Source organism: Shewanella hanedai, from assembly GCF_007197645.1.
Classification (GTDB): domain Bacteria; phylum Pseudomonadota; class Gammaproteobacteria; order Enterobacterales; family Shewanellaceae; genus Shewanella; species Shewanella hanedai.
The window spans coordinates 121,904-147,319 of sequence record NZ_VKGK01000011.1 but is presented as its reverse complement, the minus strand read 5'-3'; the positions used below and the strand labels follow the sequence as shown (position 1 = coordinate 147,319).

General features: G+C 41.8%; 25 protein-coding genes. 11 read left to right on the top strand and 14 right to left on the bottom strand.

Going from position 1 to position 25,416, the window contains the following annotated elements:
- Positions 1–6 precede the first annotated feature (6 nt).
- Both FN961_RS11085 and FN961_RS11080 read left to right on the top strand, forming a co-directional pair.
- Positions 7–4,746: a response regulator gene (locus tag FN961_RS11085; RefSeq protein WP_144040244.1), complete on the top strand. Its 4,740-nt coding sequence runs from the start codon at positions 7–9 to the stop codon at positions 4,744–4,746.
- A 17-nt stretch (positions 4,747–4,763) separates the two neighbouring features.
- Positions 4,764–5,795, top strand: coding sequence for an HD-GYP domain-containing protein (locus FN961_RS11080; RefSeq protein ID WP_144040243.1), 1,032 nt, complete (start codon positions 4,764–4,766; stop codon positions 5,793–5,795).
- Positions 5,796–5,833: 38 nt separating this feature from the next.
- On the opposite strand, the gene FN961_RS11075 is transcribed toward FN961_RS11080, so the two are convergent.
- Positions 5,834–6,271, bottom strand: coding sequence for an OsmC family protein (locus tag FN961_RS11075; RefSeq protein WP_144040242.1), 438 nt, complete (start codon positions 6,269–6,271; stop codon positions 5,834–5,836).
- A 56-nt stretch (positions 6,272–6,327) separates the two neighbouring features.
- Positions 6,328–7,218, bottom strand: a complete 891-nt coding sequence (locus tag FN961_RS11070; RefSeq protein ID WP_144040241.1) for an AraC family transcriptional regulator — start codon at positions 7,216–7,218, stop codon at positions 6,328–6,330.
- A gap of 137 nt (positions 7,219–7,355) precedes the next feature.
- On the opposite strand from FN961_RS11070, the gene FN961_RS11065 reads away from it, so the two are divergent.
- Positions 7,356–7,733, top strand: a complete 378-nt coding sequence (locus FN961_RS11065) for a hypothetical protein (RefSeq protein WP_144040240.1) — start codon at positions 7,356–7,358, stop codon at positions 7,731–7,733.
- Positions 7,734–7,838: 105 nt separating this feature from the next.
- Here the strand turns inward: FN961_RS11065 and FN961_RS11060 are convergent, their stop codons facing one another.
- From FN961_RS11060 to FN961_RS11045, 4 genes are all read right to left on the bottom strand, one after another.
- The gene (locus tag FN961_RS11060) at positions 7,839–8,312 is read right to left on the bottom strand and encodes a hypothetical protein (RefSeq protein WP_185972774.1); all 474 of its coding nucleotides are present in this window, start codon (positions 8,310–8,312) and stop codon (positions 7,839–7,841) included.
- Between the two features lie 132 nt (positions 8,313–8,444).
- On the bottom strand, positions 8,445–8,786 hold the full coding sequence (locus FN961_RS11055; protein WP_144040239.1) for a DUF3325 domain-containing protein: 342 nt from the start codon (positions 8,784–8,786) through the stop codon (positions 8,445–8,447).
- 3 nt (positions 8,787–8,789) lie between these two features.
- Positions 8,790–10,433, bottom strand: coding sequence for a PepSY-associated TM helix domain-containing protein (locus FN961_RS11050; protein ID WP_144040238.1), 1,644 nt, complete (start codon positions 10,431–10,433; stop codon positions 8,790–8,792).
- Between the two features lie 3 nt (positions 10,434–10,436).
- Positions 10,437–10,736 (bottom strand): hypothetical protein, encoded by a 300-nt coding sequence (locus FN961_RS11045; protein ID WP_144040237.1) that lies wholly within the window; start codon positions 10,734–10,736, stop codon positions 10,437–10,439.
- Between the two features lie 693 nt (positions 10,737–11,429).
- Here FN961_RS11045 and hpf point away from each other — a divergent pair.
- Together hpf and FN961_RS26190 are read left to right on the top strand one after the other, a co-directional pair.
- Positions 11,430–11,786, top strand: a complete 357-nt coding sequence (gene hpf, locus FN961_RS11040) for a ribosome hibernation-promoting factor, HPF/YfiA family (protein WP_144040236.1) — start codon at positions 11,430–11,432, stop codon at positions 11,784–11,786.
- 580 nt (positions 11,787–12,366) lie between these two features.
- Positions 12,367–13,224, top strand: coding sequence for a 4'-phosphopantetheinyl transferase family protein (locus tag FN961_RS26190; RefSeq protein ID WP_280525054.1), 858 nt, complete (start codon positions 12,367–12,369; stop codon positions 13,222–13,224).
- Between the two features lie 55 nt (positions 13,225–13,279).
- Here FN961_RS26190 and FN961_RS11030 read toward each other — a convergent pair whose 3' ends face one another.
- On the bottom strand, positions 13,280–14,470 hold the full coding sequence (locus FN961_RS11030) for an alginate export family protein (RefSeq protein WP_144040235.1): 1,191 nt from the start codon (positions 14,468–14,470) through the stop codon (positions 13,280–13,282).
- A 337-nt stretch (positions 14,471–14,807) separates the two neighbouring features.
- Complete coding sequence (locus FN961_RS11025) at positions 14,808–16,829, bottom strand: alkyl/aryl-sulfatase (RefSeq protein ID WP_144040234.1); 2,022 nt, start codon at positions 16,827–16,829, stop codon at positions 14,808–14,810.
- 166 nt (positions 16,830–16,995) lie between these two features.
- Between FN961_RS11025 and FN961_RS11020 the strand changes: the two genes are divergently transcribed.
- Positions 16,996–17,904, top strand: coding sequence for a LysR family transcriptional regulator (locus FN961_RS11020; protein ID WP_144040233.1), 909 nt, complete (start codon positions 16,996–16,998; stop codon positions 17,902–17,904).
- 118 nt (positions 17,905–18,022) lie between these two features.
- Here the strand turns inward: FN961_RS11020 and queF are convergent, their stop codons facing one another.
- A complete protein-coding gene (queF, locus tag FN961_RS11015) occupies positions 18,023–18,880 on the bottom strand; it encodes an NADPH-dependent 7-cyano-7-deazaguanine reductase QueF (protein WP_185972773.1) in 858 nt (285 codons plus the stop codon).
- A 59-nt stretch (positions 18,881–18,939) separates the two neighbouring features.
- On the opposite strand from queF, the gene syd reads away from it, so the two are divergent.
- Complete coding sequence (syd, locus tag FN961_RS11010) at positions 18,940–19,602, top strand: SecY-interacting protein (RefSeq protein WP_144040231.1); 663 nt, start codon at positions 18,940–18,942, stop codon at positions 19,600–19,602.
- A gap of 61 nt (positions 19,603–19,663) precedes the next feature.
- On the opposite strand, the gene FN961_RS11005 is transcribed toward syd, so the two are convergent.
- Positions 19,664–20,437 carry a Zn-ribbon-containing protein gene (locus tag FN961_RS11005; RefSeq protein ID WP_144040230.1) on the bottom strand — a complete coding sequence of 258 codons (774 nt, stop codon included), beginning with the start codon at positions 20,435–20,437 and terminating at the stop codon, positions 19,664–19,666.
- On the bottom strand, positions 20,437–20,763 hold the full coding sequence (locus tag FN961_RS11000; RefSeq protein ID WP_144040273.1) for a hypothetical protein: 327 nt from the start codon (positions 20,761–20,763) through the stop codon (positions 20,437–20,439). The genes FN961_RS11005 and FN961_RS11000 overlap by 1 nt, the downstream gene beginning before the upstream one ends.
- Before the next feature lie 146 nt (positions 20,764–20,909).
- Here FN961_RS11000 and FN961_RS10995 point away from each other — a divergent pair, with 146 nt between their 5' ends.
- A complete protein-coding gene (locus FN961_RS10995; RefSeq protein ID WP_144040229.1) occupies positions 20,910–21,281 on the top strand; it encodes a DUF3192 domain-containing protein in 372 nt (123 codons plus the stop codon).
- A gap of 3 nt (positions 21,282–21,284) precedes the next feature.
- On the opposite strand, the gene FN961_RS10990 is transcribed toward FN961_RS10995, so the two are convergent.
- Positions 21,285–21,515 (bottom strand): DUF2789 domain-containing protein, encoded by a 231-nt coding sequence (locus tag FN961_RS10990; protein WP_144040228.1) that lies wholly within the window; start codon positions 21,513–21,515, stop codon positions 21,285–21,287.
- A 160-nt stretch (positions 21,516–21,675) separates the two neighbouring features.
- Between FN961_RS10990 and FN961_RS10985 the strand changes: the two genes are divergently transcribed.
- Both FN961_RS10985 and FN961_RS10980 read left to right on the top strand, forming a co-directional pair.
- Positions 21,676–22,323, top strand: a complete 648-nt coding sequence (locus tag FN961_RS10985; protein ID WP_144040227.1) for a GNAT family N-acetyltransferase — start codon at positions 21,676–21,678, stop codon at positions 22,321–22,323.
- Entirely contained in the window at positions 22,316–22,645 is a 330-nt protein-coding gene (locus FN961_RS10980) for an Mpo1-like protein (protein WP_144040226.1), read from the top strand. The genes FN961_RS10985 and FN961_RS10980 overlap by 8 nt, the downstream gene beginning before the upstream one ends.
- A gap of 918 nt (positions 22,646–23,563) precedes the next feature.
- Here FN961_RS10980 and FN961_RS10975 read toward each other — a convergent pair.
- Complete coding sequence (locus FN961_RS10975) at positions 23,564–23,953, bottom strand: DUF3301 domain-containing protein (RefSeq protein ID WP_144040225.1); 390 nt, start codon at positions 23,951–23,953, stop codon at positions 23,564–23,566.
- Positions 23,950–24,963 carry a DUF3549 family protein gene (locus FN961_RS10970; RefSeq protein WP_144040224.1) on the bottom strand — a complete coding sequence of 338 codons (1,014 nt, stop codon included), beginning with the start codon at positions 24,961–24,963 and terminating at the stop codon, positions 23,950–23,952. The genes FN961_RS10975 and FN961_RS10970 overlap by 4 nt, the downstream gene beginning before the upstream one ends.
- Positions 24,964–25,052: 89 nt before the next feature.
- Here FN961_RS10970 and FN961_RS10965 point away from each other — a divergent pair, with 89 nt between their 5' ends.
- Complete coding sequence (locus tag FN961_RS10965) at positions 25,053–25,406, top strand: YqcC family protein (protein WP_373293395.1); 354 nt, start codon at positions 25,053–25,055, stop codon at positions 25,404–25,406.
- The last annotated feature ends 10 nt before the right edge of the window (positions 25,407–25,416 follow it).

Below are 25,416 nucleotides of genomic sequence, written 5' to 3'. Positions count from 1 at the left end.
ATAAATATGGACAAATTACTACAAATAGTTTTGCTAGTGCTGATGTTGCTTGCGCTCTGTGTTGTATTTTGGCGACTGCGTCTATTAACGATTAAAGATAAAGATACGTTTTCTGGATATGCCCAATATGGTCGTTTGGCCGGAGCTGGGATGATCATTTTTGTCACCATCATCTTTTTGATTGCCAGAATTGGGTTAGTGGTCGCGGATAAAAATGACAGAGAGAAGAGTGGCCAATCTCTGCTAGGCGTTGTCGATGTCGCTGATGCGGCTGTTGAAGCTTGGGTTGCAGGTTGGGAAGACCGCATTTTAAGCGTAGCTTTTAACCCGATACTCCATGGTCATGTGGAAGATCTCCTTAATGCACCAAGAGACAGAGAGAGTCTGCTATTAGATTCTGATGTGGAGTGGACACGCTCCGCATATTATCGCTACAGCAAACCTTTTGGCACCATGGGTTTCTTTATTATCTCATCAGATGGTATCAATCTGGCGTCAAACCGTGATGAAAACTTAGGTTTGATTAATTTGGTTCAACTTGAATATCCAGAATTAATAGCCAGTGCTTTTAAAGGGGAGATAGTGATAACGCCGCCTATGCATTCAGATGTCGCGCTTATGGATCCTAGCGGCAATTTAGATGAGAACACCCCGACCATGTTCGTGATAAGCCCAATTGAGTTTGTCGATGGCTCCATTTCTGCGGTGCTAGCGTTACGTATTAATCCTTATCTAGAGTTCTCTAAGCTCACAAGCAGTGCTCATGTCGGCGAAACCGGTGATTCATATTTTGTTGATGATCACGGTCGTTTACTCACTGAAAGCCGTTTTAATGACAAGTTAGTTAAACTTGGTTTGCTAGAGAAAGGGGAAACATCGGTGTTGAACCTGATCTCTGAAATCCCTGCAAATAAGTATCAAGAAACTGAAGTCCTGCTTGAGTCAGGCAATAATGTTCATCTCACGGAAAGTGCTCGGCAGATAAGTGAGCATCTAGATGGTCAGGACTTCTCGGGTTACATCGATTTTAAGGGAGATGAGGTGATTGGCGCATGGCGCTGGAGTGACAAATATGGTTTTGGCATAGTATCTGAAATCACATTGAAAGAGGCTCAGAAAAATTATACTAGCTTCCAGCGGATTGTTTATAGCATGTTTGCCGTGGTGGTTTTGCTGGTATGCATCATTTTTATGAGTTCAGTTTGGTTAGGACGCAGAATCCATGAACAGTTAAAAGGGGTCAACGAAAAACTCGAGGATAGAGTGAAAACCCGCACGATGGAGTTACAGGAAAGAGAGACCCGCCTGTGGGATCTTTATGAGCATTCACCGGTCGCTTATGCCTCATTAGACATCAAAGGTAACTTTATAAAACATAACCTGACTTTTGCGAAACTGACCGGTCGAGAACGTGAGGAGTTTGCCCGTCTTACGTTTAATGATGTTATTAAACACAGTAAAAAGTTTACCCAAGAGTTGTTTTCCCATGTGTTATCCGGTGAGGTAACTTCGGATATCAGAGTTGAGCTTTTTCGATCGGACGGGGTAAAGAGATACGCCTCAATGACCGTTATTTCCAAATTAGATGAGCAAGGTCAACTAGAAGACATTCGCCTTTCATTGCTGGATGTGACTCAAAGAGAGCTAGTGCGAAAAGAGCTTAAAAATAATCAGGCGCAGTTTAGTTCTATGGTCAGTAATATCCAAGGTGCGGTGTTTCGATATCGGTTGAGCCAAGATTGGCGAACATCTGTGATGCTATATACCAGTCCAAATATGGCGCAGATAACCGGTTACAATGTTGAGGATTTTTTAGGTGACACGCCTAAGGTTAATTTGTTTGATTTGATACATCCTGCCGATGTTGATGAGTTAAGTACACAGATGGAATCAAGCCGAGTTGATGGCACTTCACTCCGCGCTGATGTCAGAATCATCCATGCCTCAAATATCGAGCGTTATGTGCAGATTCGTGCACTTTTCTCTATCAATAACCTTGGTGTCGAGGAGTACCTAGATGTCAGTATTTTTGATATTACCGAGCAAAAAGCCAGTGAGATAAAACTGCACGAATCAGAGAATCGTCTTGAGGTTGCATCCGGTAGCGCTCAACTTGGAATGTGGGACTCTTTTCCTTTAGAAGGGAAGGTACTCATTAACAATGTGTGCGCGACTATGCTGGGCTACAAGATCACTGAATTGTGTATCAGTGAAGATAAATGGTCTGAATTGAAAAAGGGTAACAGGACGTGGCTTGGCTTGATACACCGAGATGATCGCCAGCTTTATAGTGAGCTGATAGAAGCACACATTATTGGCGAGGAGGATGTTTACCGTCAAGAGTTAAGACTACTGAATCGCTCCGGTCAATATGAGTGGGTATTGAGTATCGGGAAAGTATTTGAACGTGATAGTCGAGGCCGAGCCATAAGAGTTAGCGGTATTAATATGAATATTGATGCGGCTAAACGACTCGAAAAAGAGCTAGAGCTAGCGAAACAGAAGGCAGACAGTGCCAATAAAGCCAAGAGTGATTTCCTTGCCAATATGAGCCATGAGATCAGAACCCCGATGAATGCGATTATCGGCATGTCACATCTTGCTTTGGAGACGGAGCTTGATAGAAAACAGCGTAATTATATTGATAAAGTGAACCGTTCTGCTGAGTCTTTGCTTGGCATTATTAATGACATTCTCGACTTCTCTAAAATTGAAGCGGGTAAGTTGGATATTGAAAAAATTGACTTCTCTTTGGAAGATGTCCTTGAAGATGTCAGCGATCTTGTGGGCTTTAAAGCGGAAGATAAAGGGATAGAATTACTGTTCCATACAGATTCATCATTGCCAACCTATTTCAGCGGCGATCCTTTACGATTATCTCAGGTTCTAACCAATCTCAGCAACAATGCGATTAAATTTACTGAACAAGGAGAAGTGCTGATTAAGGTGTTTGCTCAGTCTCAAACTGAAACCAGCATAGAGCTGATGTTTGAGATCACAGATACCGGTATTGGGATGACAAAAGAGCAGCAATTAAAGCTGTTTAAGGCATTCTCTCAGGCAGATTCTTCAACGACTCGAAAGCATGGTGGGACAGGTTTAGGGCTTGTTATCAGTCAGAATTTGGTTGCGCTTATGGGAGGTGCCATTAGCTTCGAAAGCCAAGAAGGTGTTGGAAGCTGTTTTAAGTTTACCTTACCTTTAACGCCAGCAGAAGTTCACGAGACACCAAAACTGGATAAGGTTTCCCTTGAAAACATCAATGTGCTTATCGTGGATGATAACGCCAATGCAAGGGAGATATTTGCCAGCATGTTAGAGGGGCATGGTCTCTCATTTTCTCTGGCAGCAAATGGTCAGCAGGCAATAAGGTTACTAGAGCAAGAGGGCGCTTCATATCAGTTGGTGTTACTGGACTGGAAAATGCCAGGGATGAGTGGCATCGAAACAGCGAGAGCGATTCAACAGTCTAAGTTGGTTCAGGAGCAGCCCAAAATATTAATGGTGACCGCTTACGGTAAAGAAGAGTTAGTCGATTTAGCCAATGATATTGAGTTTTCTGGCATATTAACCAAACCTGTTACCTCTTCTCATCTGCTCAATACCATGCTTGAAGTTTTGGGCAGAAAAGTCAATAAGCGGAGTAAGAGCTCTGCAAAAGAGAAGATGTATCGTACCGCGTTAAATCAGCTTGCTGGGGCCCATATCTTAATTGTTGAAGACAATGACCTTAACAGGGAGCTTATTGTCGATCTCCTGTCGAATAATCACATCACTTCTGTCGTTGCGGTTAATGGTCAAGAAGCGCTGGATTTTCTGGAAAAAGAGACATTTGACGGTGTATTAATGGATTGTCAGATGCCAGTAATGGATGGTTACACCGCGACTAAAATAATCAGAACAATGGAGGGCTTGTCTGAGTTACCCATTATTGCTATGACAGCCAACGCGATGGCTGGTGATAGAGAAAAAGCCATTGCCTCGGGAATGACAGATCATATTCCTAAGCCGATAAATGTACAAAATACGTTTATTACCATGGCTAATTCTATCAAGCCTACAAACCCTATAGAGCCTGCTGAAACTGTAGCGACAGACAGTAATACGCAAGTTCCTCTTGATGAGTATAACTTTGAGTACATAGACGCGAAATCAGGTTTAGATCGTACTCAAGGCGATCGCGCGCTATACGAGAAGATCCTTAAGCGTTTTAGTGGTTCAACTGATTCATTTGAAACCGATTTAACACTGGCATTAAATCATGCTGATACAATAACTGCAGAAAGAGTCGTTCATACACTTAAAGGGATTGCTGGGACCATCGGAGCAACAGAATTGGCCGCCCACACTGCAGAGTTAGAGTCGTATGTTAAGCTGATAAGTGTTGCTGATCCCAATATGCTTGAGCTCGAATCTAAGCTGAATCAGGTTAGAGAAGCGTTAACTAAGGTTAGGAATGAGATCGAACTTTATTTCGACTCTTCTGAAAATATTACTGCTAATCAATCACCTGATGAAAAAACATTATCTACAAGTGAGTTGCAAGAGAGATTAAGTAAACTCGATGAGATGTTAGAGAATTATGAGGCTGAAGTGGGGGATTTTATCTTCGATGAGCTATATTTCTTAAGAGATGGCCATTTCGCCAAAGAGTTTATTGAGCTAAATAAGCTGGTGGAAAGTTACGATTTTGAAGCTGCGAGAGCTGTCGTTGCTTCAATATTATCATCACTAAATGAGAGCTAGATTAAGGGATCCTAAGAGTGGATAAGAGTACTGTTGAAAAAGCAACCGTTCTAGTCGTTGATGATACACCTGAAAACATTGATGTTTTAGCGGGGGTATTGAGAGACCAATACAAAGTTAAAGTTGCTAAAAATGGCGAAATAGCTTTAAGGAACACTCGCTCAACAACGCCTCCTGATTTGATTTTATTGGATGTGATGATGGACGGTATTGATGGTTATGAAGTCTGCCGTCAGTTAAAAATTGATCATAGTACCCGTCATATTCCGATCATCTTTGTCACTGCGAAGATAGCTCAAGAAGATGAGGTGAGAGGACTTGAATTAGGGGCTGTTGATTACATCACTAAACCCATTAGCCCTGCAATCGTGCTGTCGCGAGTGAAAACCCATCTCGCGCTTTATAATCAAAATCGTGAGCTTGACCGAAAGGTGATGGAGAAGACTCAAGAGCTATCCGATAACCAGCTTAAAGTGGTGCAAAGGTTGGGTAGAGCTGCCGAATATAAAGATAATGAAACAGGGATGCACGTTATCCGAATGAGTCATTACACCTATGTTCTTGCCCTTGCAACGGGGATGAGTGAGAAAGATGCTGAGACATTAAAAATTGCCGCACCTATGCACGATGTCGGTAAAATTGGTATTCCAGATTCTATTTTACAAAAACAGGGAAAGCTGGATGACGATGAGTGGCAAATTATGCTTACCCATGCCGAAATAGGCGCCCAAATTTTAGGGGATGATGGTTCAGAGATGCTTAGCATCGCACGCACCGTCGCGTTATCACACCATGAAAAGTGGGACGGAAGTGGTTATCCTTACGGTTTAAAAGGCGAAGCGATCCCTAAGGTGGGGCGTATTGTGGCTATAGCCGATGTTTTTGATGCATTGACGAGTGTGAGACCTTACAAAAAAGCTTGGTCTGTTGATGAAGCTATTCAATTATTGAAAGATGAATCAGGTCTGCATTTTGACCCAACATTAGTGTCCCTATTTATCTCCTCTTTGGATGAAATACTGGTGATTAAGAGCCAATTTAAAGGGTAGATAGCCAACTTAATCACCAGAGAACAATTTGAGGGAGATCAGTAAACGACCTCAATCTCTGCTGAAAGGCTATTGGCAATGAAGCAGTTTGCGTGGGCCTTTTCATGAATTTTTTCTAGTACTTCTGCTGAGACTTCAACCCCTTGCTGAAAAATGATTTTAGGTTGTAATATCAGCTTTACTATCGCTATTTTCCCCGCTGAATTTTTACCTAAAATGGCACTGGCGTTATCGGTATAGCTTTCAACGGGTAGACGCTTTAAGTGTGCAATAGTAAGGAAAGTGAGCATATGGCAGGATGAGAGTGCTGCAAGCAGTTGCTCTTCAGGGTTTATCTTAGATTGATTACCCTTATATTCAGGTGCTGATGAGGCCTGCACTGTTTGTCCACTGCCAAATTCAATGGCATGATCTCGATTAAACTCTCCTTCAGTACTCTCTTGTGTAGTCCATAGGGTCGTTAAGGAAAAACTCATTTTAGATCCCTCAAAAAATAAGAAGGTCACTGATTTAGTGAGCAGCTTAGTGTGATTCAATTAGTCCGGTTAGCTCTACTGGCGCCAGGGCCGTGGCCAAAGTGACGCTTAAACGCCTTGGCAAATGATACATCATTGCGGTAGCCAACATCTAATGCGACTTTTAATACTGAATCTCCTTGTATAAGCTGTTTTTTCGCCTTCGATAATCTCAAATGTGAAAGATACTCCAGCGGCGTTGCTTGTAAGTACCGCTTAAAATGGCTAACAAAACTAGCGCGGGAGTAGCCACCGATGTCGGCTAATGAATTGAGATCCCATGGTGCACCTATATCGGTATCTATGGCTTGCAGTACTTTTGTCATTTTAGTATCTTGAAGGGCACGAAATAGACCTAATCGAGTGCTCTCCTCCATTGCTAACTGTCTGAGTAAGCTAAGAAAGAAAACTTCACTCAAACGCGATAATATGGCATCGCTGGCTTGGCTCCCTAGTGTCACTTCTTGAATTAATCCCTCGATGATACTGCCAAGCGCCCCCTGTCTTTGTTGAGCTCTAATTAAAATATAGGAGGGGAGTTGAGCAATAAGGGGATGTTTCTTATCCTCCTTGAAATCAAAATAACCACATACTAACCCAGTGCTATTGGGAGCGCTGTCTTCGATTGGGTAGGCAATAAACAGATCCGTTTCTGCTGCTGTCTGTTTATCTTGGCTATAGCTGATGACATGAGGGGCATCATGGGGAAAGATAACCAAATCGCCTGCGGTTAACGGTTCAGCTTCGAAGTCATCACAATATAAGAAGGCTTGGCCTGAGCTGATTAAGTGAAAGCTGGCAAGCCCTGAACCTGAAGTGTTGGTACTCCACGCATCACAGACCAATGAACGGTGGAATATGGTCGCATTGAGGTGAAATGAGGAGAGTAAGCTGTTTAATACTGACATTTGGAACCTATGTTTCGTTTAAATATAAGCGCTGAAATAGACTGACTGACATAAAGTATAGATTCTGAGGCATACCGTGAAGCTAATGATTTTTCTATCCTAAATAGGAATCAAATAAACTATTTTAGGGATCGGAAATGAAAAAGTTAATCACACAATTTATCACTCTTACTGCGCTAGTGCTGAGTCTTAATGCCTTTGCTGCTACGCCAGAGAAAAACGCCGACGGCGTGGTTGAAATTTATCTTGAACAACATGGTGGTCATTTCTCAGCGCGAGATACATTAGCGGCTTTGAAACCGGGAAAGTATCAATTTATTATCAACAATAAAGCTGGCAAACTCGTTGGTTTTCAGCTGCAAAACTTTACCACTCACGAAGCGTTAGATATGTTTCCGCTTGAACCTGGCGAAACCTTAAAAAGCGATGTGATCAATGTGACGTCTGAAGGCGTTCGTTTCCGCTGTCCAATCAATCCAACACCTTGGTATGACATTGATGGTATTAGAGGATAAACATAAGACCGAGTAAGCGGGTTGTTTATTTCTTATCAGTGATTTTATAAAGAAAAAGACTGCAGTTATGCAGTCTTTTTGGCTATTACAATATTGAATGTCACGTTATTCATGAATGTTTTGCGTCGTTTCTACGTAAGTTTGCATCGCTGACATCTGCTGCTGTTGAGCTTTACTGTTCACGACAGTTGCACGTGCATCATCATTATTTGATAAGTAGTAGGCAGTAGAAGCTGAAATTCCGTTGTTATTGCCTGTAGCGACGCCCGCCATATCGGAATAGATTTGATACTGAGCTTTTGCTTTACGAAATTCTAGATAGTTGTCGACCTTTTCACCTTTATTGGGCAATTCAGGCTTTGCAGGTAAAGTGTCGACATCATTTTTCTGCTGGGAGTTTGTCTGTTGATCGTTCGCTGAAAGCTGTGCTGCTTGAACGGAAATGGTCACTTTATCTGCTGAGTGACTATTGTGGTGATTGCTTTCAGTGCCAACAAGTGTGCTGTTTGGCGTCTTGGTGGTGTGGTGATCGAGACCGGATATTCCGTTTGTATTTTGGGATTGTGATGTCACTAACATACTGGCCTCATTATCATAAAAGTATAAAAAGGTATTGTATGATTATTTATCTGAATGTCGGCTGAACTTAGTGCAAAGACTTTACTCACTCAGTCTGTGTGGTCAGTGTTTCGCTAAGTGATGAATGCCCAGCTAGCTAATCAGCATAAGGCTGACGCCAAGAGAGGTGGAACCCGCCATTAAATGTGGCAAATGCCTAGGCCGATAGCTTGCAGTTAAGATCACCAATAGACCAGCAAACGATAAGATTCCGATAAACAGTATACTGCCATAGGCAAAACCTAGATAACTGATCCCTAGGTAGTAACTGGCTATTAAGATAGACCAACCAACCCAATATAATCCTCGACTCTGAGCTTGAGTAGGGGGTTGCTTAAAACTGTCTCGGAAATGGGAAAACATGGCTAAAGCCATGCATCCCAAAGCAAGGTAGCTGAAAGTTAATAAGCTGAAGATCAGAGTATTTGAGATCATCGTTTATGCGCCTTTTGTCGATGTAATTTGAGATGCTAGCTTTGGGGTTATGTTAGCTTTGTGTTTAGCGGGACTGGATGATGTCGATAAACTGATTTTATTGGCGAGCTTGTTTGAGGCAAACCAAAGCGCACCGCCTAACAAGACGCACATCATATCGAATCCAACTAACGCCCATTGCTGCTGGCTGATATTATTTATCAGGTGACTATTGGAGGTTAGTGCATTGAGTGCTGGTATGGCGAGTAAGCCTATTGCGCCAAAACGTAATACAAAACGCCAGCTGGTTTGAGTTCGGTTGATGCAGGCCAACATTGCGACGAGGGTCAAAGTAATAAAGAAGCAGTTCACCTCCCATTGAGCTCGGTTGGCCATCTCAGTAGGTAGCAAACGGTTGGCGTAAAAAAAGCTACAAGTGGCAACGGGGAGTCCAGCAATGAAAGTCAGGTTTAACCCTTCGACTAGACGTAAGCCTAGACTAGGTTTTGCTCCATTTTTGATATTCTTTTGTTGTTTTTGACGGATTTTCACCGCCCATAAAAGGGTGCCTGTCGCAATCATAGCGCAGCCCATAATGCCGCATATAAAGAAAAATACCCTAAGCAATGGTTCTGAAAATCGCGCTGTATGTAATGACATTAATGTATCGTGAGTGGCATGAGTTGCCGATGGCGAATCAGGAATGTCACTGACTAATTTGCCAGTAACGCCACTAAACACTAATGGAATACGTTTGTCAGTGACCGCTTGTTGAGTGTTTTTGTAGAAACTGATACGGCTATTTTGATCATTAAGATTGGTGACAACCACTTGTTTTATTGGTGTCTCTCCCCAATAAGATTTTACCAGTGGCAACAAGGTGTTTATTTGAACCATGTCGGCTGAAATACCAACAGGTTTTACTTGCTCTCGTCCAGGGTTCAGTTCAGCACGAAACGCGCGCGTATCACCATCATAGGCTGTGAGTACCCCCCAAGGCATATACATCATCATTAGAGTGATAAGGCCCGTGTAAGTGATCATTAGGTGATAGGGCAGAGCCAATACCGAACTGACATTGTGGGCATCGAGCCATGAGCGGCTACCTTTGTTGCGTCTGAAACTAAAGAAGTCTTTAAATATACGCTTATGGATCACGATGCCGCTGATTAAGGCCAGCAACATAAACATGGTACAGAAGCCTACTATCCAACGTGCAATTTTGGCTGGCATATAGTGAAGATCAAAATGCAGGCGATAGAAAAAATTACCCCCTTTTGAGTCTCGGGTTTCGGTGACGACGCCTTGATCATTCGTTTTAACCACATGCTCAATAAACTCACCACGACGTTGCCCAGCTTTAGGTTGTGTTTGCCAGCTATAACTGAGATAAGGCTTACGTTCGATAGGTAGGTTTATACGCCAGTCTTTGGCATTTTCAGCATGTAGTTCTAAGTAATCTTGTCCCTGTGCTAACTGCTGTTCAAGATGGTTTTCCTGATAGTGTTGAAAAACCTCACTATGTAACTCAGGTTGAGTCCAGAGCGATATTTCATAACGGTAGTAGCTTACTGTACCTGCAAAAAAAACCAGTAATAACACCCAGCAGACCAGTAGACCTACCCAAGTATGTAGCCACGTCATGGTGCGGAAAAATGTCTCTTTCATGAATTAGCCAACCACTAAGATGATGAGGTAGAGCAAAGTGCTAATGCATAGAAGGTCGCGCCAAGCTTGCCAGTTCTTTCTTACACTAAAAGACCAGAGTGCAGCAGCAAGATAGAATAGGAATGACAGCATCATGGCTACAAGAACACTTTCGGCTTTGGGAAGTGGTAAAGATAAAGAGAGTAATCCGCATGCCGTTGCTGCCACGATGTAGCCGCCAAAGATGGCGGCTAATGCACGGGATGAAATATCGAACCCCTTGGTTGCAAATAGTGCTCGAAACTTACAATTAGCTAGTACCACAGTGCTTCCTAATGGTTTTTCAAAAATTTAGATGACAGTTGTGCGTGGGATTTTACATGAACTAACGCTAATGAGAACGGTTTTTATTTAGATTTAATGTGTAAAGATCCTCAGATGAGAGCTGAGTCCCAAAACATCAAGCTAACGGAGTGACAAAAGAGCAAAAAGTGAGTGAACCTTGTTCATTGGATGAAAAGTATGGTTAAGGGAGAGCCCTGAAAAAGGCGGGGGAGTTTTACTTCAAATGACTAGATTTTTGTTTATGCTTATAGTGAACCTCCGATTTTGCGCTATTTGTTGTCAAAAATGCAGCGTTTTGTGTGTTTTTATGACTGTTAGCTTAGTTTTGCCTTAATTTTAGACATTGAATATAAGGGAGGCTTGCATTTGTTGGATATGAGGAGTAAATATTAAGTCAGCTAGTTTGATAGTTTACGAAACAGCTTATTTTCAATTGCGTTACAGAGTGGGGACTGCAGCAATCAAATTAAGCCACAGTGTTGACTCAAATGGTTAGCACTTCGAATGTCATGATTAGAATGGATACAGAGTAAAAAAGGACTGATAGTTAAGGGTAAAATTAAAAAGTGTGCGGCAATAGTTACTCAGTAAATTTAATTTTACATGCCCCCTTGTGTTTTCCCTTCTCAGCCCCGAGCTCTATTATTGAAGTAATTCTTAAAAGGAAAACCTATGAAAATAAATCTTTCAGGTCACCACGTTGATATTAGTGATTCAATCAAAGAACATGTGAACGACAAGTTTTCTAAAATCGCAACACACTTCCCGACGTTAATCTCATTGGATGTTATCATCTCGAAAGAGCACGGTGAACATCAAGTTGAGTTACGTACTAATTATGAAGGTAGCCGAATTTCTGCTTCTGGTACAAATGAAATCATGTTTCCTGCTATTACGTCAGCATCAAAGAAGCTTGATGCAGCACTTAAACATCGTAAAGGGCAATTGAAAGCTGATTTGCATGAGAAACCAGTGAGCACGACACCAGAAATAGCTCATGAAATCATTCAAGAGATGAAACTCGTTTAAGTTAGCTACATTTAGCATCACTTTGTTGTTGGCTAAATAGAAGTTAAGAAATAAAAAAAACCACCGATTATTCGGTGGTTTTTTTTGGCTAAATAGAACCACCTTATTTGTTTTTATTTGTTCTCTGATCACATGAATAAAAATGAGTAACGTCACTTTTGGGTGAACATTTCCCAAAATATAATAAGGATGCATTGAAAGTTGCTGATGTCGTGAGCGCTTTACGGATACTTCATACTGATTGGTCTTATACCAATTACATTAAGTATCTGTTCATTCAGCGGGAATTCAAAGCGCTGAAGGCAAGGCGGATGATTGAAGCTAATAGTTATTCTATATCTAAATCATTCAACACTGCATCCAGGGCTTTGAAACCCGCCCTGCGGGAGGCTCTCAAACATTCCACTTCTGCTTTCCATTGACTTACAATGGGATAACCATTCTTTCATCAATGCGCCTTGAATTGAAAAGTTTGAGCGCCTCTGAATTGATAACATATTTAATGTAGTTGGTATTAGTATTACTGTTTGGCTCTGTTATTATCTTACTCTTGCTGGTATTACATTTATCCGGAGCTCACTTGTCGTCATCTCAAACGTCAACCCCTTCTTCAGTTGCACTCTATTTTTGTCCATTAAATCTAGATGTTCTACATCCAGAGCAATCTGATCTTATGCGTCAATGGTTGTCTGAAGATGAATTAGCTAAGGTGTCTCGTTATATTCAGCCCCAAGCTAGGGATAAAGGTTTAATGGTAAGGGCTTACCTCAGAGGCATTTTATCCCTGCACTGTGATACTGGTGACAAAATTGCGCCTCAGGATTGGTGCTTTGAATATGGCGAGAAAGGTAAGCCTGATTTAACCTCTAAGCAGCGTGAACGTACCGGGCTTAAGTTTAATATTAGTCATAGTGGTGATTGGTTAGTGATAGCCTTACTTAATGTGAAGCAAGTGCCAGAGATACACATTGAACTGGGCGTCGATATTGAGCGCACTAGGGCGAGCACCAACATCTATTCGATTTTAAGTCATTACTTTACTCAAATAGAATCCGATGAACTGTTAGCACTGCCAGAAAGCTTGCAGCGGGAGCGCTTTTTCGACCTTTGGGCGTTGAAAGAGTCCTACATAAAAGCGAAAGGATTGGGGCTATCTTTGTCACTTAAATCATTTAGCTTCGATTTTTCAGTAGTCACAGACAACACGTTGGTCCTTAGTCAATCGACCCAAGACACTAATGAGATAGTATTATTTGGTGATATTCAGCTTAATTTAACCCAAGAAGATAAAGCTGATGGGAGTCGCGCTGAAAACTGGAAGGTCTCTTTGGGTAGGCTAAACGAAGAGTATCGTTTTGCTGTTAGTGTTTCTAATCTCGATAAGCTTGAGCTGAAAGCGTGTCAGTTAACGTTAGCGGACATGTTAGCCCTAGCATGATTGAAATAAAGAGCTGATTGTTTAAATCAGCTCATCCTATTTTTATCTCACATTTTTAGTATTTAGCTTGTAGTGTTAACCAAAGTTTATTCGTGTCATTCGAGAAGCTATATCCTGCATCTGCACCACTGAAACTCGCGTATTTAACCCCTACATCATAGTGTTTTGCAAAAGGGTAAGTCGCTGCGATATCCCACTCCTTGCCCATGTCGACATCACCATAATCTGAGTCAAACTTGTGGTATTTTGCCAGTAATTTAAGGCCTGCTACTTTTGCCGTTAAGATAAAGTGGGTATCGACGATGCCATTTTCCCAGTTGCCCGCACCACCAAAGAGGAACTTATCTGTCCAACCATTGAAAGCGTGTAACGTCGCCAGTGGAGTGATGAAACCTGCTTTACCATCATCAGAACCTAAGACTTCATAGCCTAATTTAGCACCGAAACCTTCATAACCGATGCCTGCACCCAATTTGTAGTAATTGGCCGTGTATGTGGTTGGGTTGTTTCCTCCCTCTGATTGCTGAGCAAATTCGGCTTCGTAGTTTACTTTTATACTATCGAGTTTTATATCGCCTGCGGCGCGAATACCGTAAGTGTCCGTTGAGAACTTAGCGACACTGAGGTTATCTATAAGGTAGGCATAACCACTTAACTTAATGAATCCAAGGCCCTTGTAGTTGACGTTTAATAAGCTGGTTTCGTTTTTATGCTCCTCTTTACCTGAGCCTTCAGGGAAGATGCGATTAACATTATTGACATAAGCGTAGTAAGCCGTGAGGTTGTCAATTGCGGTATTCTTTACTGAAAACGCATCGTAGGTTTGCTCATTTTGACGGAAACCGACACCACCAACAAATCTTTGATTGTCGAGTAAAATACGCTGACGGCCATATTTTAATAGTGTGTTGGCTGGTGCCTTATAACCGATAAAAGCCTGGTTAATTTGAGTGTATTCATAATCCGCTATTAAGGGTTCATTATCGGTTGAACGAACATCGTCAACTTCGGTTAGCGCAAAGAAGTTATAGATATCGCCAGTTTTATAGTTTAAGCGTGTGCGCAGGGTTGTTTGGTGCTGATCGTCGACATTCTCGACGTCAGCCTGCTCGTAACGTAGGCGAAATTGAAGTTTTATCTCAGCATCATCGATAAAGGCTTTTTTTAGTGGATCTATCGTATCAGCTGCGATGGCTGATGCGGACATACTTGCTAATACTGCGAGGGTAAGTGCACGAACTTTCATTAGGTAGTTCCTTTGTTTCATCATTGCTTTGTGCTTGTTATAGATGTTAATCGCAGTGGTTTTTTTGATCTGGAACAATGTTAACTAATGATTGCTGACATGTTGTTACAAATGTGATGTAGATCATCAGTTCATACTAATTTAGGAATACTCATAAAGTGGTATTTTGTATTTGTATTGAGTATGTACAGGAATGGGGGAGGTGGGGGGACTTGGTGTCTTGCGATGCTCAGTATTGCGAGATTGACAAAACACAGCAAGCTTAAGCTCACTGTGTTTTGTTTGTTGAGTTAAGTTGTTTCAGGTATCAATATTTCAGATACTAATGTTCCAGATATTAGTGTTTGTGTGCATCTTTTTGGTTAGGGTTTAGCGGCACTATCTCAAAATCGGCTTTAAATTCAACCAAGCTGGAAGCAATTTTTTCGAATGCACTTTTATCTCCAGTTAGCTCTGCGCTGCCATTTGCTAACAAGGCCTTAAGCGTCACCTCTCCCATTAATATGCGATTCACGTCAGCTTTATTGATGGTGAGGTCTGCATCAGCAACCTTAAGTTTGCTCACTTCAATATTGTTTAAGTTGCCGTTACTCATCTCTACATAGAGGATCCGTCCGTCATCTGGGGTGATCACATTCATGGTAACCTCTCCGTGTTTTGCCGCTTGTAAACTGTCGACTTTGACTGCTAGGAAGTCGAATAAAGTTGGCATGTCCATCTCACTGATCACATCAGCTGAAGCTGTCTTTGGCGTGCCAGCTTGGATGCCTACTCTGAGCTCTTGTGCGCCGGTGAGATAGATGTTTCTCCAGCCTGCTCCTTCAGATTGATAACCTAATTGCTCATAGGTGTCGGCGAGCAGATCCCGGGCTTTATCGTTACTAGGGTCTGCCATTACCACTTTATTAAGTGCTGTTGCAACAAAGCGGTAATCTCCTTGAGCAAAATCGGCCTGTGCTTTAGCTATTACCGTATTCGCTCCGCCCATGTATTCGACAAACTTTACCGCTTCTGGGTGAGTTGGAAGAGGGTTAAGGTTGGCAGGGTTCATGTCGAAGTAACCTAAATACATGTTATACACTGCTTTAGCATTATGGCTATAGGTGCCGTGATAGCCGTTGGTATGCCAAGCTTTGTAAATTGATTCAGGGATAACATCTTGAACAGCGTCGCCGATGTCCTGAATAGTGACACCTTGGTTGGCTAAACGTAATGTTTGATTATGCACTAAACCATAGTTATCACGTTGCAACTTAAGGAAGTCATTAATCGCTTCATTTCCCCATATTGGCGCTGAGTGAGCAGCAAACAAGGTTTCAACGTCACTGCCGAAGGCATTAATCATCTCATTAATATCTTTTGACCATTTTTGCGAATCGCGAACCTTAGCACCACGCAGGGTATAGACGTTGTGCATTCCCTGATAAGTTAGCTCCGCAGTCCACAGTGCTTTCATTGACGGGATATAGGTGATCATTTCAGATGCGGCTTCGGTGCCAGAAGCATCCATAAAGACCATCTCTAGGCCATCAATGGTTAATGTCTCCCATTTACCCTGGCCGTTGAGGGTGTGATCGGGCTTAACGTAAGTGATTTCACCTTTCGATATCCCTTTACCTAGCGCTGCATCAACAATTCCGTGGTCATGCTTACCCAATGTGGCCCCATACTGATAGGCGGCTCGTCTGCTCATAGCATTACCAGCTAGCACGTTTTCATCGACGATCTCTTTAGTGATATTGTCTGATCCGTACACTTCGACATTAGGATAAAGTTCCTGCACACCACGGGCACCACCAAAGTGATCGGCATGACTGTGTGAATAGATCATCGCAACTACTGGGAGATCACCACCTTCGGGAAGGTTTTTCATGGCAAACTCAAGTGATAGTTTGGCAGCTTCTTTAGTTAGTAGTACATCGTAGGCTATCCAGCCGTTATCACTGCGAATTAACGTGAGGTTAGAGAGGTCAGTACCGCGCACCTGATAGATACCATCACGGACCTTATATAACCCATTTGCCACCATGTTCAATTGTGCTTGACGGTGTAAAGACGGATTGATTGAATCGGGTGCTTTATCGTTGAGGAATTCGAATTCAGAACGCATGATAGCAGCCGTTTTCTCATCAAGTTCGGCGATCAGGTTTTTTGAAGATTGCTCAAATGCGGCTTTATCGGCAAAGTTCAGTGTCTTAGCAATCTCTTTATTGGCACTGGCTGTGTGTTGGGTGGCATCTTTACCTGCATAGCTTACGCTGATGTGGTCATGTTCATGTTGTGCGGCAAAGGCATTAACGCTAACTGCATTGAGTGATAATGCACTGATAATTGATACTGCAAGTAATGAGTTTTTCATGGTGTAGCCCCTTTCAAGAGTAATCTGGGTTCAGTCATTAATTGGCGTTAAGCTAATGAGACTGAACGGTTTCTAACTGTTGAAACTATTCTATCTCGCTTGAACTGATAAATAATTAGGCTTAACCTGTACTCTACTATTTATATTGTGAATATTAGGGGGGGTAATGTTTCAAGAAAAATTGCTGGATCTGAACTTACTTAGAGTGTTCTCTGTGGTGTATAGAACGGCGTCATTTAGCCGCGCTGCTGAAGAGTTGAATTTGACCCAGTCATCGGTAAGTAATGCCATTGCTAGGCTGAAACAATCCATAGGTGAGGAGTTGTTCATTCGTGCAGGCAGAGGAGTTAAGCCGACCTTGGTTGCGTTGAACTTATATCAACAACTGGAGCAACCTTTGCTAGCCATTGAGCAAGTCGTATCGGGTTTACACCTTTTTGATCCCAAGACAAGCGAACGTACTTTTTACGTGTATGCCAATGAAACGATTATTCATCTGCTTCAAACACGCGTGGATGAATACCTGAGTGAAAGCGGTATTGATATTGTGTTTCGTGAAGCTCCGATCGCGGAGGAGTTGTTACAGGGGGATCTTCAATTAGAGAAGGTTGATTTGGCCATTGATGTATCTCAACCTAACTTAGCTTCTTTTGCTTCAATGAAGGTGTTGGAAGATCGATTAAACTGTGTTGTCAGAAAAGATCATCCCAGAATTAAGGGAAGTTTGAGTCGTGAGCAATATTTTGCTGAAAAACACATTATTCACATAATGCGTCGATCAAATTTGAGTATGGCTGATCTGATGACAAAAGAGGCACTTCCTGCAAGAGAGATGTACGGTGAACAATCATCCCTGTTAAGTATGCTTGCTACAGCGGCAAAATCTGATGCTATCGCAGTTGCGACGCAATCTTATACCGATGCATATGCTGATTTGTTTGGCTTACAAGTGTTGTCACTTCCTTTTGCGACTAAACCAATTGAGCTCTACATGGTGTGGAGTAAAAAATTACAACACAATACGGCTAACCTTTGGCTAAGAGAGACGTTGTTGACACTAATGAAGCGATTGTAAATCAAGGGGACGTTTTTTAGCTGGGCAAGTTTTATCAGATTAATGATGAATTCTGCATCTTGAAGTGGTTTGGGTATAGAGAGTAAAAGGAGGAGCTGAGAAAGCAGCTCCATTAATGCTATTGTCTCGCTAATCTATGACTTTCTGAAGGCTGTTCAAAGTCACTACGATAAGGATTGATATCCAAGCCACCACGACGGGTGTAACGGGCATACACTGTCAACTTTGCACAGTGGCAGAAACGTTTCAGATCAACAAAAATGCGTTCGATACACTGTTCGTGGAACTCGTTATGTTGGCGGAACGAGATAAGGTATCGAAGCAGTTTCTCGCGATCTATCTTCGGTCCCTGATAACGGATCATCACACTGCCCCAATCGGGCTGTGATGTAATTAAACAATTAGACTTTAACAAGTTAGAGTTTAATGTTTCAGCTACCATCGACTTATCATCTGTGCTGTCTAGTAAGTAGTCGGGATTGAAATTGTAATCCTCAATTTCAATGTCTAGATCATCAATACAAGTACCTGGAAGTTCAACAATGCGCTGATGAGTGAAGTGTTTGGGTTCGATAACTTTCACTAACACTTCACCATTTGCACAACGACTGAGGTCATCGGCTAATGTTGATTGAACCAGCTCAATAGAGTCAAACTTTGTTTGATTGAAACTATTAAGATAAAGCTTAAAAGACTTGGACTCGATTAAGTGCTCACTATCAAAGCTGAGGTGAAATTCAGCGATAGCGACCATTGGCTTTCCTTTGGCGTTCAGCCATGAAAGTTCATAGCCTGTCCATATATCTGTGCCATGGAAGGGCAGAGTATCAATGAGCTCTATGGCATCACGGTTGAGTTTACGAGGAACCCCTTGCAGCAGAGATGCGTCATACTCAGACTGATAGCCTGTCGCTTTTCCTAGCGTCAGTTCAGAAAGCGCTTTTGCGTCACTATAAGGATCATGAACTTGTGTCATCAATGGTTTTTCCATGGCAAAATAGATAACCATTATACCTGATTTTGGACAACAACTAAGTGTCTTCTTTACCTGCGCTGAATAAATTCTTAAAAATATATCATCAAGCTTATATTGATAAGCTAGGAGAATCTCCTCGCTATTATCCTCAAGGAGAGAACTCCCTTTGTATTGAAGGTGAGTTTATTGAGGATGAGCATGGTGAGGGGATGGATAATACGGTCTACTGGCACCCGAAAGAGAGAGCAGACAGTGTCAATTTTGACAATGTGGAAACGGCGCTAGAGATCGCATTACACCCAGACATTAACGGTTTATTTTGCACCCATTTTTCAGCTCCACTTCTATTTGACTCACAGTGGGGAGCTGGCGAGCTATTACAGGTGTGGAATGAGACCGATTTTGATTATCTACAACAAAATATCATTGGCCATCTGATGATGAAGAAAAAGCTTAAACAGGCACCAACTTGGTTTATTGGTGTGTTAGGTGATGGAGACAGAATGCTCACTGTCGATAATGAAGATGGCAGTGTGTGGATTGAGATCCCCGGTCAAGTACCCAGCGAAAAACTCACTGACTCATTGGAGATTTTTATTAGCGGATTAACCCCCAGAGTGGCCCCGCCTGAATTGCATATCGAAGAGTCGATGCCTGAACTCGATCATCCGGGGATTTGGCATCGCATTAAGTTGATGTGGCAGAACCTGAAAGGGAAATAATATCAATCCTATATATAGATTCGAGCTCTCACGTTGAGAGTCTCGAATTTAGGCATTTCAGTTAAAGGTGATCCCACGAAATATTCGAGACAATACGGCACTCGTCACAACGGAAATGAAACATATCCAGTAAAGGTTCATCCAATAGCCACTCTTTATTACCACAACGTGGACAGGGGCGTAGCTTTTCAGAAGCCAAGCTGTCTCCACCAACACGATAAAGATAGTAGTAAGTCGGAATGTTAGTTTGAAATTCAATTCTTCCTCTGATATCCCAACCACGACGGAAAAGATCGCTGTTCGTTGAGGTAAGCTCTTCTAACGCGGCAAATTCAGCCTTAGTCGCTGCAGCCATCTGAAGTTCGTCACAGGCTTGCCACTCGGTCTGCCAACGAATAACACGCTTATGGTCGCCATTAAAAGTGGCGGGTAGCTGATAGAGTGGAATAGGTTGTAAAGTGTCACCATTTCGCACAGGAGAGCACATATGTACGTAGCTGGTGTAGATGAGTTGCCAACTCGGCTTTTCAGAGCTGCTGCTTTCTGAATTGATATCCTGGCCGACATACTTCTCTCTTGGGGCAAGCAGCTTAGCGTGGGTTAGGTCATTTAATGCGGAGTTTACCCAAGGGCTGTTAAAACGTTTAGCTAAACTGCTCTTTTCAGGCATTAATAGCCTGACTCTAAAGTCGCCATCATTGAAGGCAACGGCAAATTCTCTTCCTAATACCTGACCGTTAGCTCTATAAGCTTCCAGAAGACCATTTATTGCTTTTTCAGCAGCGGTAATCGTGGTGTCATCAAAACACTCAAATCGCAGTTCTATAACGTGCATTACTTTTGGACCTTATGGTCTGCTTCTAACTGGGTTACTCTAATACTAAGTTGTTGATAAGCATTTTTTAGTTGTTCAAAATCATGTTTGAGCTTATCTAACTCAGAGCTCTCTTCGGTATTATCTGTTTGGGATAACGGAGAACTAGGGGGCTGTATTTGTGCGATTGACTCTGGTGACATCGATTTAAACTGCTGTAAACCTTGGATAAGTATTGGTAATGGAATACTGTTCCCCAATTTAGTTTTAATCAAGGCTAAGCTGGGTTGCTTTCCTGTGTTTGCGACTGACTTGGCTGCAGCTAAAACGTGTTCTAAAGGACTCATCATTGGTTATTTTTCTCAATAGCTAGCCTAAACGACTAATAAAATTGTTCACTAATTAATAAATATCAATATAAACAATGCGATATTGTATTGGCCTGTAATTTGCTTTAACGAGTCTAACCATAATAAAGAAACAGGAAGTCATAGTGAAAACAAATTTAATTGGTTTAGCATTTATTAGCATTGCAAGTTTAAGCCTATCTGGGTGTGTACTCAATATCGGTGATGGAGAATCTGGTTGGAATGGTCAAGATGGTTGGGAAACCAAACAAAATGTAAATCGTGCAAATTTGGCTAAATTAGCCTTAGGGATGAATCAAGATCAAGTTAACGTTTTGATGGGGAAAGCTGACTTTTATGAGGCTTATATCGAGAATGAAAAAGAGGTGCACGTGCTTTTTTATCGAACGCAACGAAACAGTGGTGATGGCAAGATTACAAAAGATGAATGCACGCCTGTAGTCATCAGTAATAATAGTCTTGTGGGTTGGGGTGAGAAAGCTTACCTCACCATTTAAACATCACTTTCTGATAAGGGCGTCTAATTGGTCGATAAGTTCAGACCATTGGGCGTCTTCCTCTATCGCTTCTCTTAAGAAGCTTTTCTGTGATTCACTCCAGAACTCAGCCTGGCATATTAATACATTGGCAGGGATCTGCTTGCTCGCAATAAATTTGTCAATATTGTCTTCACTGTTATCTATGCCTAGTTGTTCAAACAAATGGCTAAGATCTTGTGGCGTCGTATCCATTGACCGCTCCTTAAATAACGATACTTGCTAGCTATTATGAGTATGGATCAAACTTAAACAAAAAGTGGTTATTTTCAAAGCATATCTGAATAATATTTACACTGTCAATTGGGCTTGATACATTGGTTGATAACTGTTCTAGATTGAAGGTTATCAATTAATGACTAAAGACGCTAACGCATTACTAGAAGCTTATCGAGCTGTATACCTAACGGCTGAAGATCTTCGGGTTGCAGCATCAATACTCTATAACGCCTATCACGATGACCCCTTCTTTATTGATTCATTACATGCCGGCGATTTAGCCATGTATGAGCAAAAGTTGAGAGGGGCAATACGTGAGGAACTCAACGAGTTATGGCAACAAGAGCAGGCATTAATTGGGTTGTTCGATTCAGACAGAATGGTTGGTGTTGCTTGTATCGTGACTCAACAAGTTCCATTAGGGGAGTCTAGATACTGGCATTGGCGTTTAAAGATGCTAATTAGTACAGGATGGCAATCAACACAGGCTTTGATTAAGAAAGAGTCTTCACTGTTAGAACATCTACCAAGCCCTCATTGCGGTATTTTGCAATTTATTGCGGTTTCTCCTACAGAGCAAGGGAAGGGGCTTGGAAGTCAGTTGGTTCAAGCAGCATTAAGCTGGTGTGATGAACAGCCTGAACTGGAAGGGATCGGTGTTTTTGCGAGTGATGCGAGCCATGCACAACTTTTTAGCCAACATGGGTTTACCCTTTTAGAGCCGTTGTCGATAGGCAATGTTGAAGGTGAATTACTGTTTTATCGTGGTCACGATAATGACTGAGCCCGCTAAATTAAATGGGGAAAAAGCATACTCAACTTTTAAAGATTTTTACCCCTTTTATCTATCACAACACCAAAACTCCACCTGTAGGCGCTTACATTATATTGGTACCTTGTCCATTTTAGTGATTTTGATTGAAACGCTTATGACTCAAAACTGGATCCAACTTTTGCTTTTGCCTTTAGTTGGTTATGGATTTGCTTGGATTGGGCACTTTATTTTTGAGAAGAATAAACCTGCTACTTTTCAGTATCCGTTTTATAGTTTCTTGGGTGATTGGCTTATGTTTGCACAGCGAGTCGGTAAATTTTTCCGTCGTTAAATATAGCTATATCAACCTCTAAATATGTTTACTCGGATTAAATTTCGTCCTTCAAGATACATAGAGAAGTTCAATCGCTGGGATTAAGCTGAGACTGGGTTGTAGCGGTTATCCTAAACGGCTACAACAGATGTAAGAGATCTCTCACAAGAGCGTGCGACATGTGAAGAGAATAACAATAGATAAACCCCACCTTTAAATTTATATCATTTAAAAACAACTAATTAAGTTTGTTCTTCTGCTAAGACTCATCTTAGTTAAAAACTTGATTTCTACTCTCACCCCATTTTTTCTCATATTTACTCTAATATTTAACTCGTAGACGGACATACGGTAAATGAATGGATTCAGTGATCAGGATGATCGAAAGTGACTTAGGGAAAAGCACTATAGGGACATTATCAAGGATGGAGCACACTAGGATGGTGTGTTAGTACTGACTTAGGAAAGTTAAACAATCCAGGATGGAAGGTTTGCTGTCTGGAAGACAGGACACATGGATAGTGCAGAAGGGATGCTACAAGGATGGATTTGGACACGCTTAAGGATTGAGCCAGCTCGGTAAAAGGATAACCGAGAACATGGATGAGTAACTGCTTATTTATAAGTAGATACACGGAAATCAAAAGGAAGTGATAGGGATATAACAGGGATGGATTTGGACACGCTTAAGGATTGAGCTAGCTTAGTAAATGGATTACTGAGTTCATGGATGAGTACTTACTCAGAGAGTGAGTTACAGGGAAAAATGGAAGTATCAAGGATGAAGCAAGGAGCATTTTGAACGCATGGATGGTGCAGGGAGCACAATAAATAGCTGGATTGCTTAACAAAAGAAATAAAGGGCGCGACTTCAACGAAGCCGCGCTTTTTCTTTATCTGTTTTTTATTAACTTGGTCTTGTTTAGGCAATCGCCTTTATTTACATTTTCCTGTGTTACAGCTTCCACGAGAGCCACAACTCCCCCCAACAGATCCTCTTGCTTCAGGCGCTTCAAACCATTCAGGTTCGGGGAAAATAGGCCAGTCAACTTTTTTAACTGTCTTTCCATGCATCCAAATATGTGCTCGATATTGATTGATCCCATCAGTACTAAACTCAAGAAGATATTTAGCCTTCCACGTTAGGCCGCTACTGCCCCCAATACTGGGTCTGGCGGATTCCATCGCAATGGCTAACAACTGCACTTTTTGTTTGTGGCATTCTCTGTCGGCAAAAACACGGCTCAGTTCAGCCATTTGTCGAAGTTGCCAAAAAAATGCGACAATGACGATCACTGCGGCAAATAATAAAAAATCGGTCATCATGCTTTTGTCACCTTAAATAATCCCCCTATAGCAGCTGAAAGTATGGCACTTCTATCTGGATTACGAAGATCGGATAGTAGCTGAATTCGCAATACTGGTATCGCTACAATATCAGCAAAAATTTGATTAAAGAAGTGTTGTTCCTGAGCGGCAAGGGCTTCGAGGAAGGTGCTTCGAGTGTGATCATCTTTTAACGCTGCCCAGTTGCGGGCTGCGATGGTGATGAGGGCATTAGCATCAAGTAAATTGAGCTCTGCAAGGTGCGATATCCCAGCTGAAGATTTTGCTTCATCTGAGGCAAGGGCACGCAGATAATAAGGTTTTAGCTCATTATCGGCAGCGATCAACTTTTTCAATATGGTGTCAGCCAATTGTTCATCGACAGCTAAGTGTTCGAGACACTGGCATACAGCCACTTGCACTTCAGTACTTGCATAGTCAAAGCTATTAATCAGAACGGTAAGATGATCGAGTTCATCGGCGCGCACACAGATGTCTGCAATGCCTTGCAGTCCAATCTCTTGCCAGTTTTCAGCCTTTACTTGTTTAGAAAGATATTGATAGGCGAATTCATATTGTGGAGAGGCTTTTTGTTCAAGCTGCTTTTTCACCAATGCATTAAAAAGAGCCAACTTTTCTGATGTAGGCTTAAATGAAAATGGGTGATTAGCTAACTTCTGCTGTTGTTCCTCAGAGAGTACCTGCGAAGGATCCCGGCCTAATGCCTCAATAATCATTCTAATAAATTGCGTTCTGGGAGCGGGTGACAGTAAACCGCGTTCATCCAAAGGTAGCTTTAGAAACCAGATATAATGTTGCTGGCTTGCATCCCAAAAAACAATGGCAAATTGAGCATGCCCTAAAATAGGGGCTGGATAAGGTGTGGTTAGCTCCTCAATCTGCTGAAATTCTTGCATATCAATCTGTTGCACCCTTCTTCCCATGTCATAGACTTGAAATTGAGTATTCGCTGTTGATAAGAACTGAGTAAGGGTCGTTATTTCTGTCATTTTCCTGCCGTAACACCGATGATCTGCTTTTTAATATAATGGGTATTATAGGGAGAAGTGGGTTGAGATGATATTATTGTGTGTTAAATATGAGTACCAAATTAGAGTGTAAAAAGGTTTATGCCGTGCTGTATATAAAGACAACTGAAAAACTGTGCCAGTTAGAGGATGAACTTAAGGTTCATGGTTTATGGTCAAAGGAGGCCCCTTCTCAAGAAGCGATGGCTAACACCTCTCCTTTTAGCTGTGAGGTGATGTCATTTGAGAATTGGGTGCAATTTATTTTCATTCCCAAGATGAATCAGTTGATAATATCGAAGAGTGCACTTCCCTCAAGTATTTCAATCGCGCCGATGGCGCATCATGTATGGAACGCTCAGTCCCATTTGCAGCCATTAATAATGATTTTTGATGATTTGGATAATTTACTAAGTGAACAATGATAATCAGCTA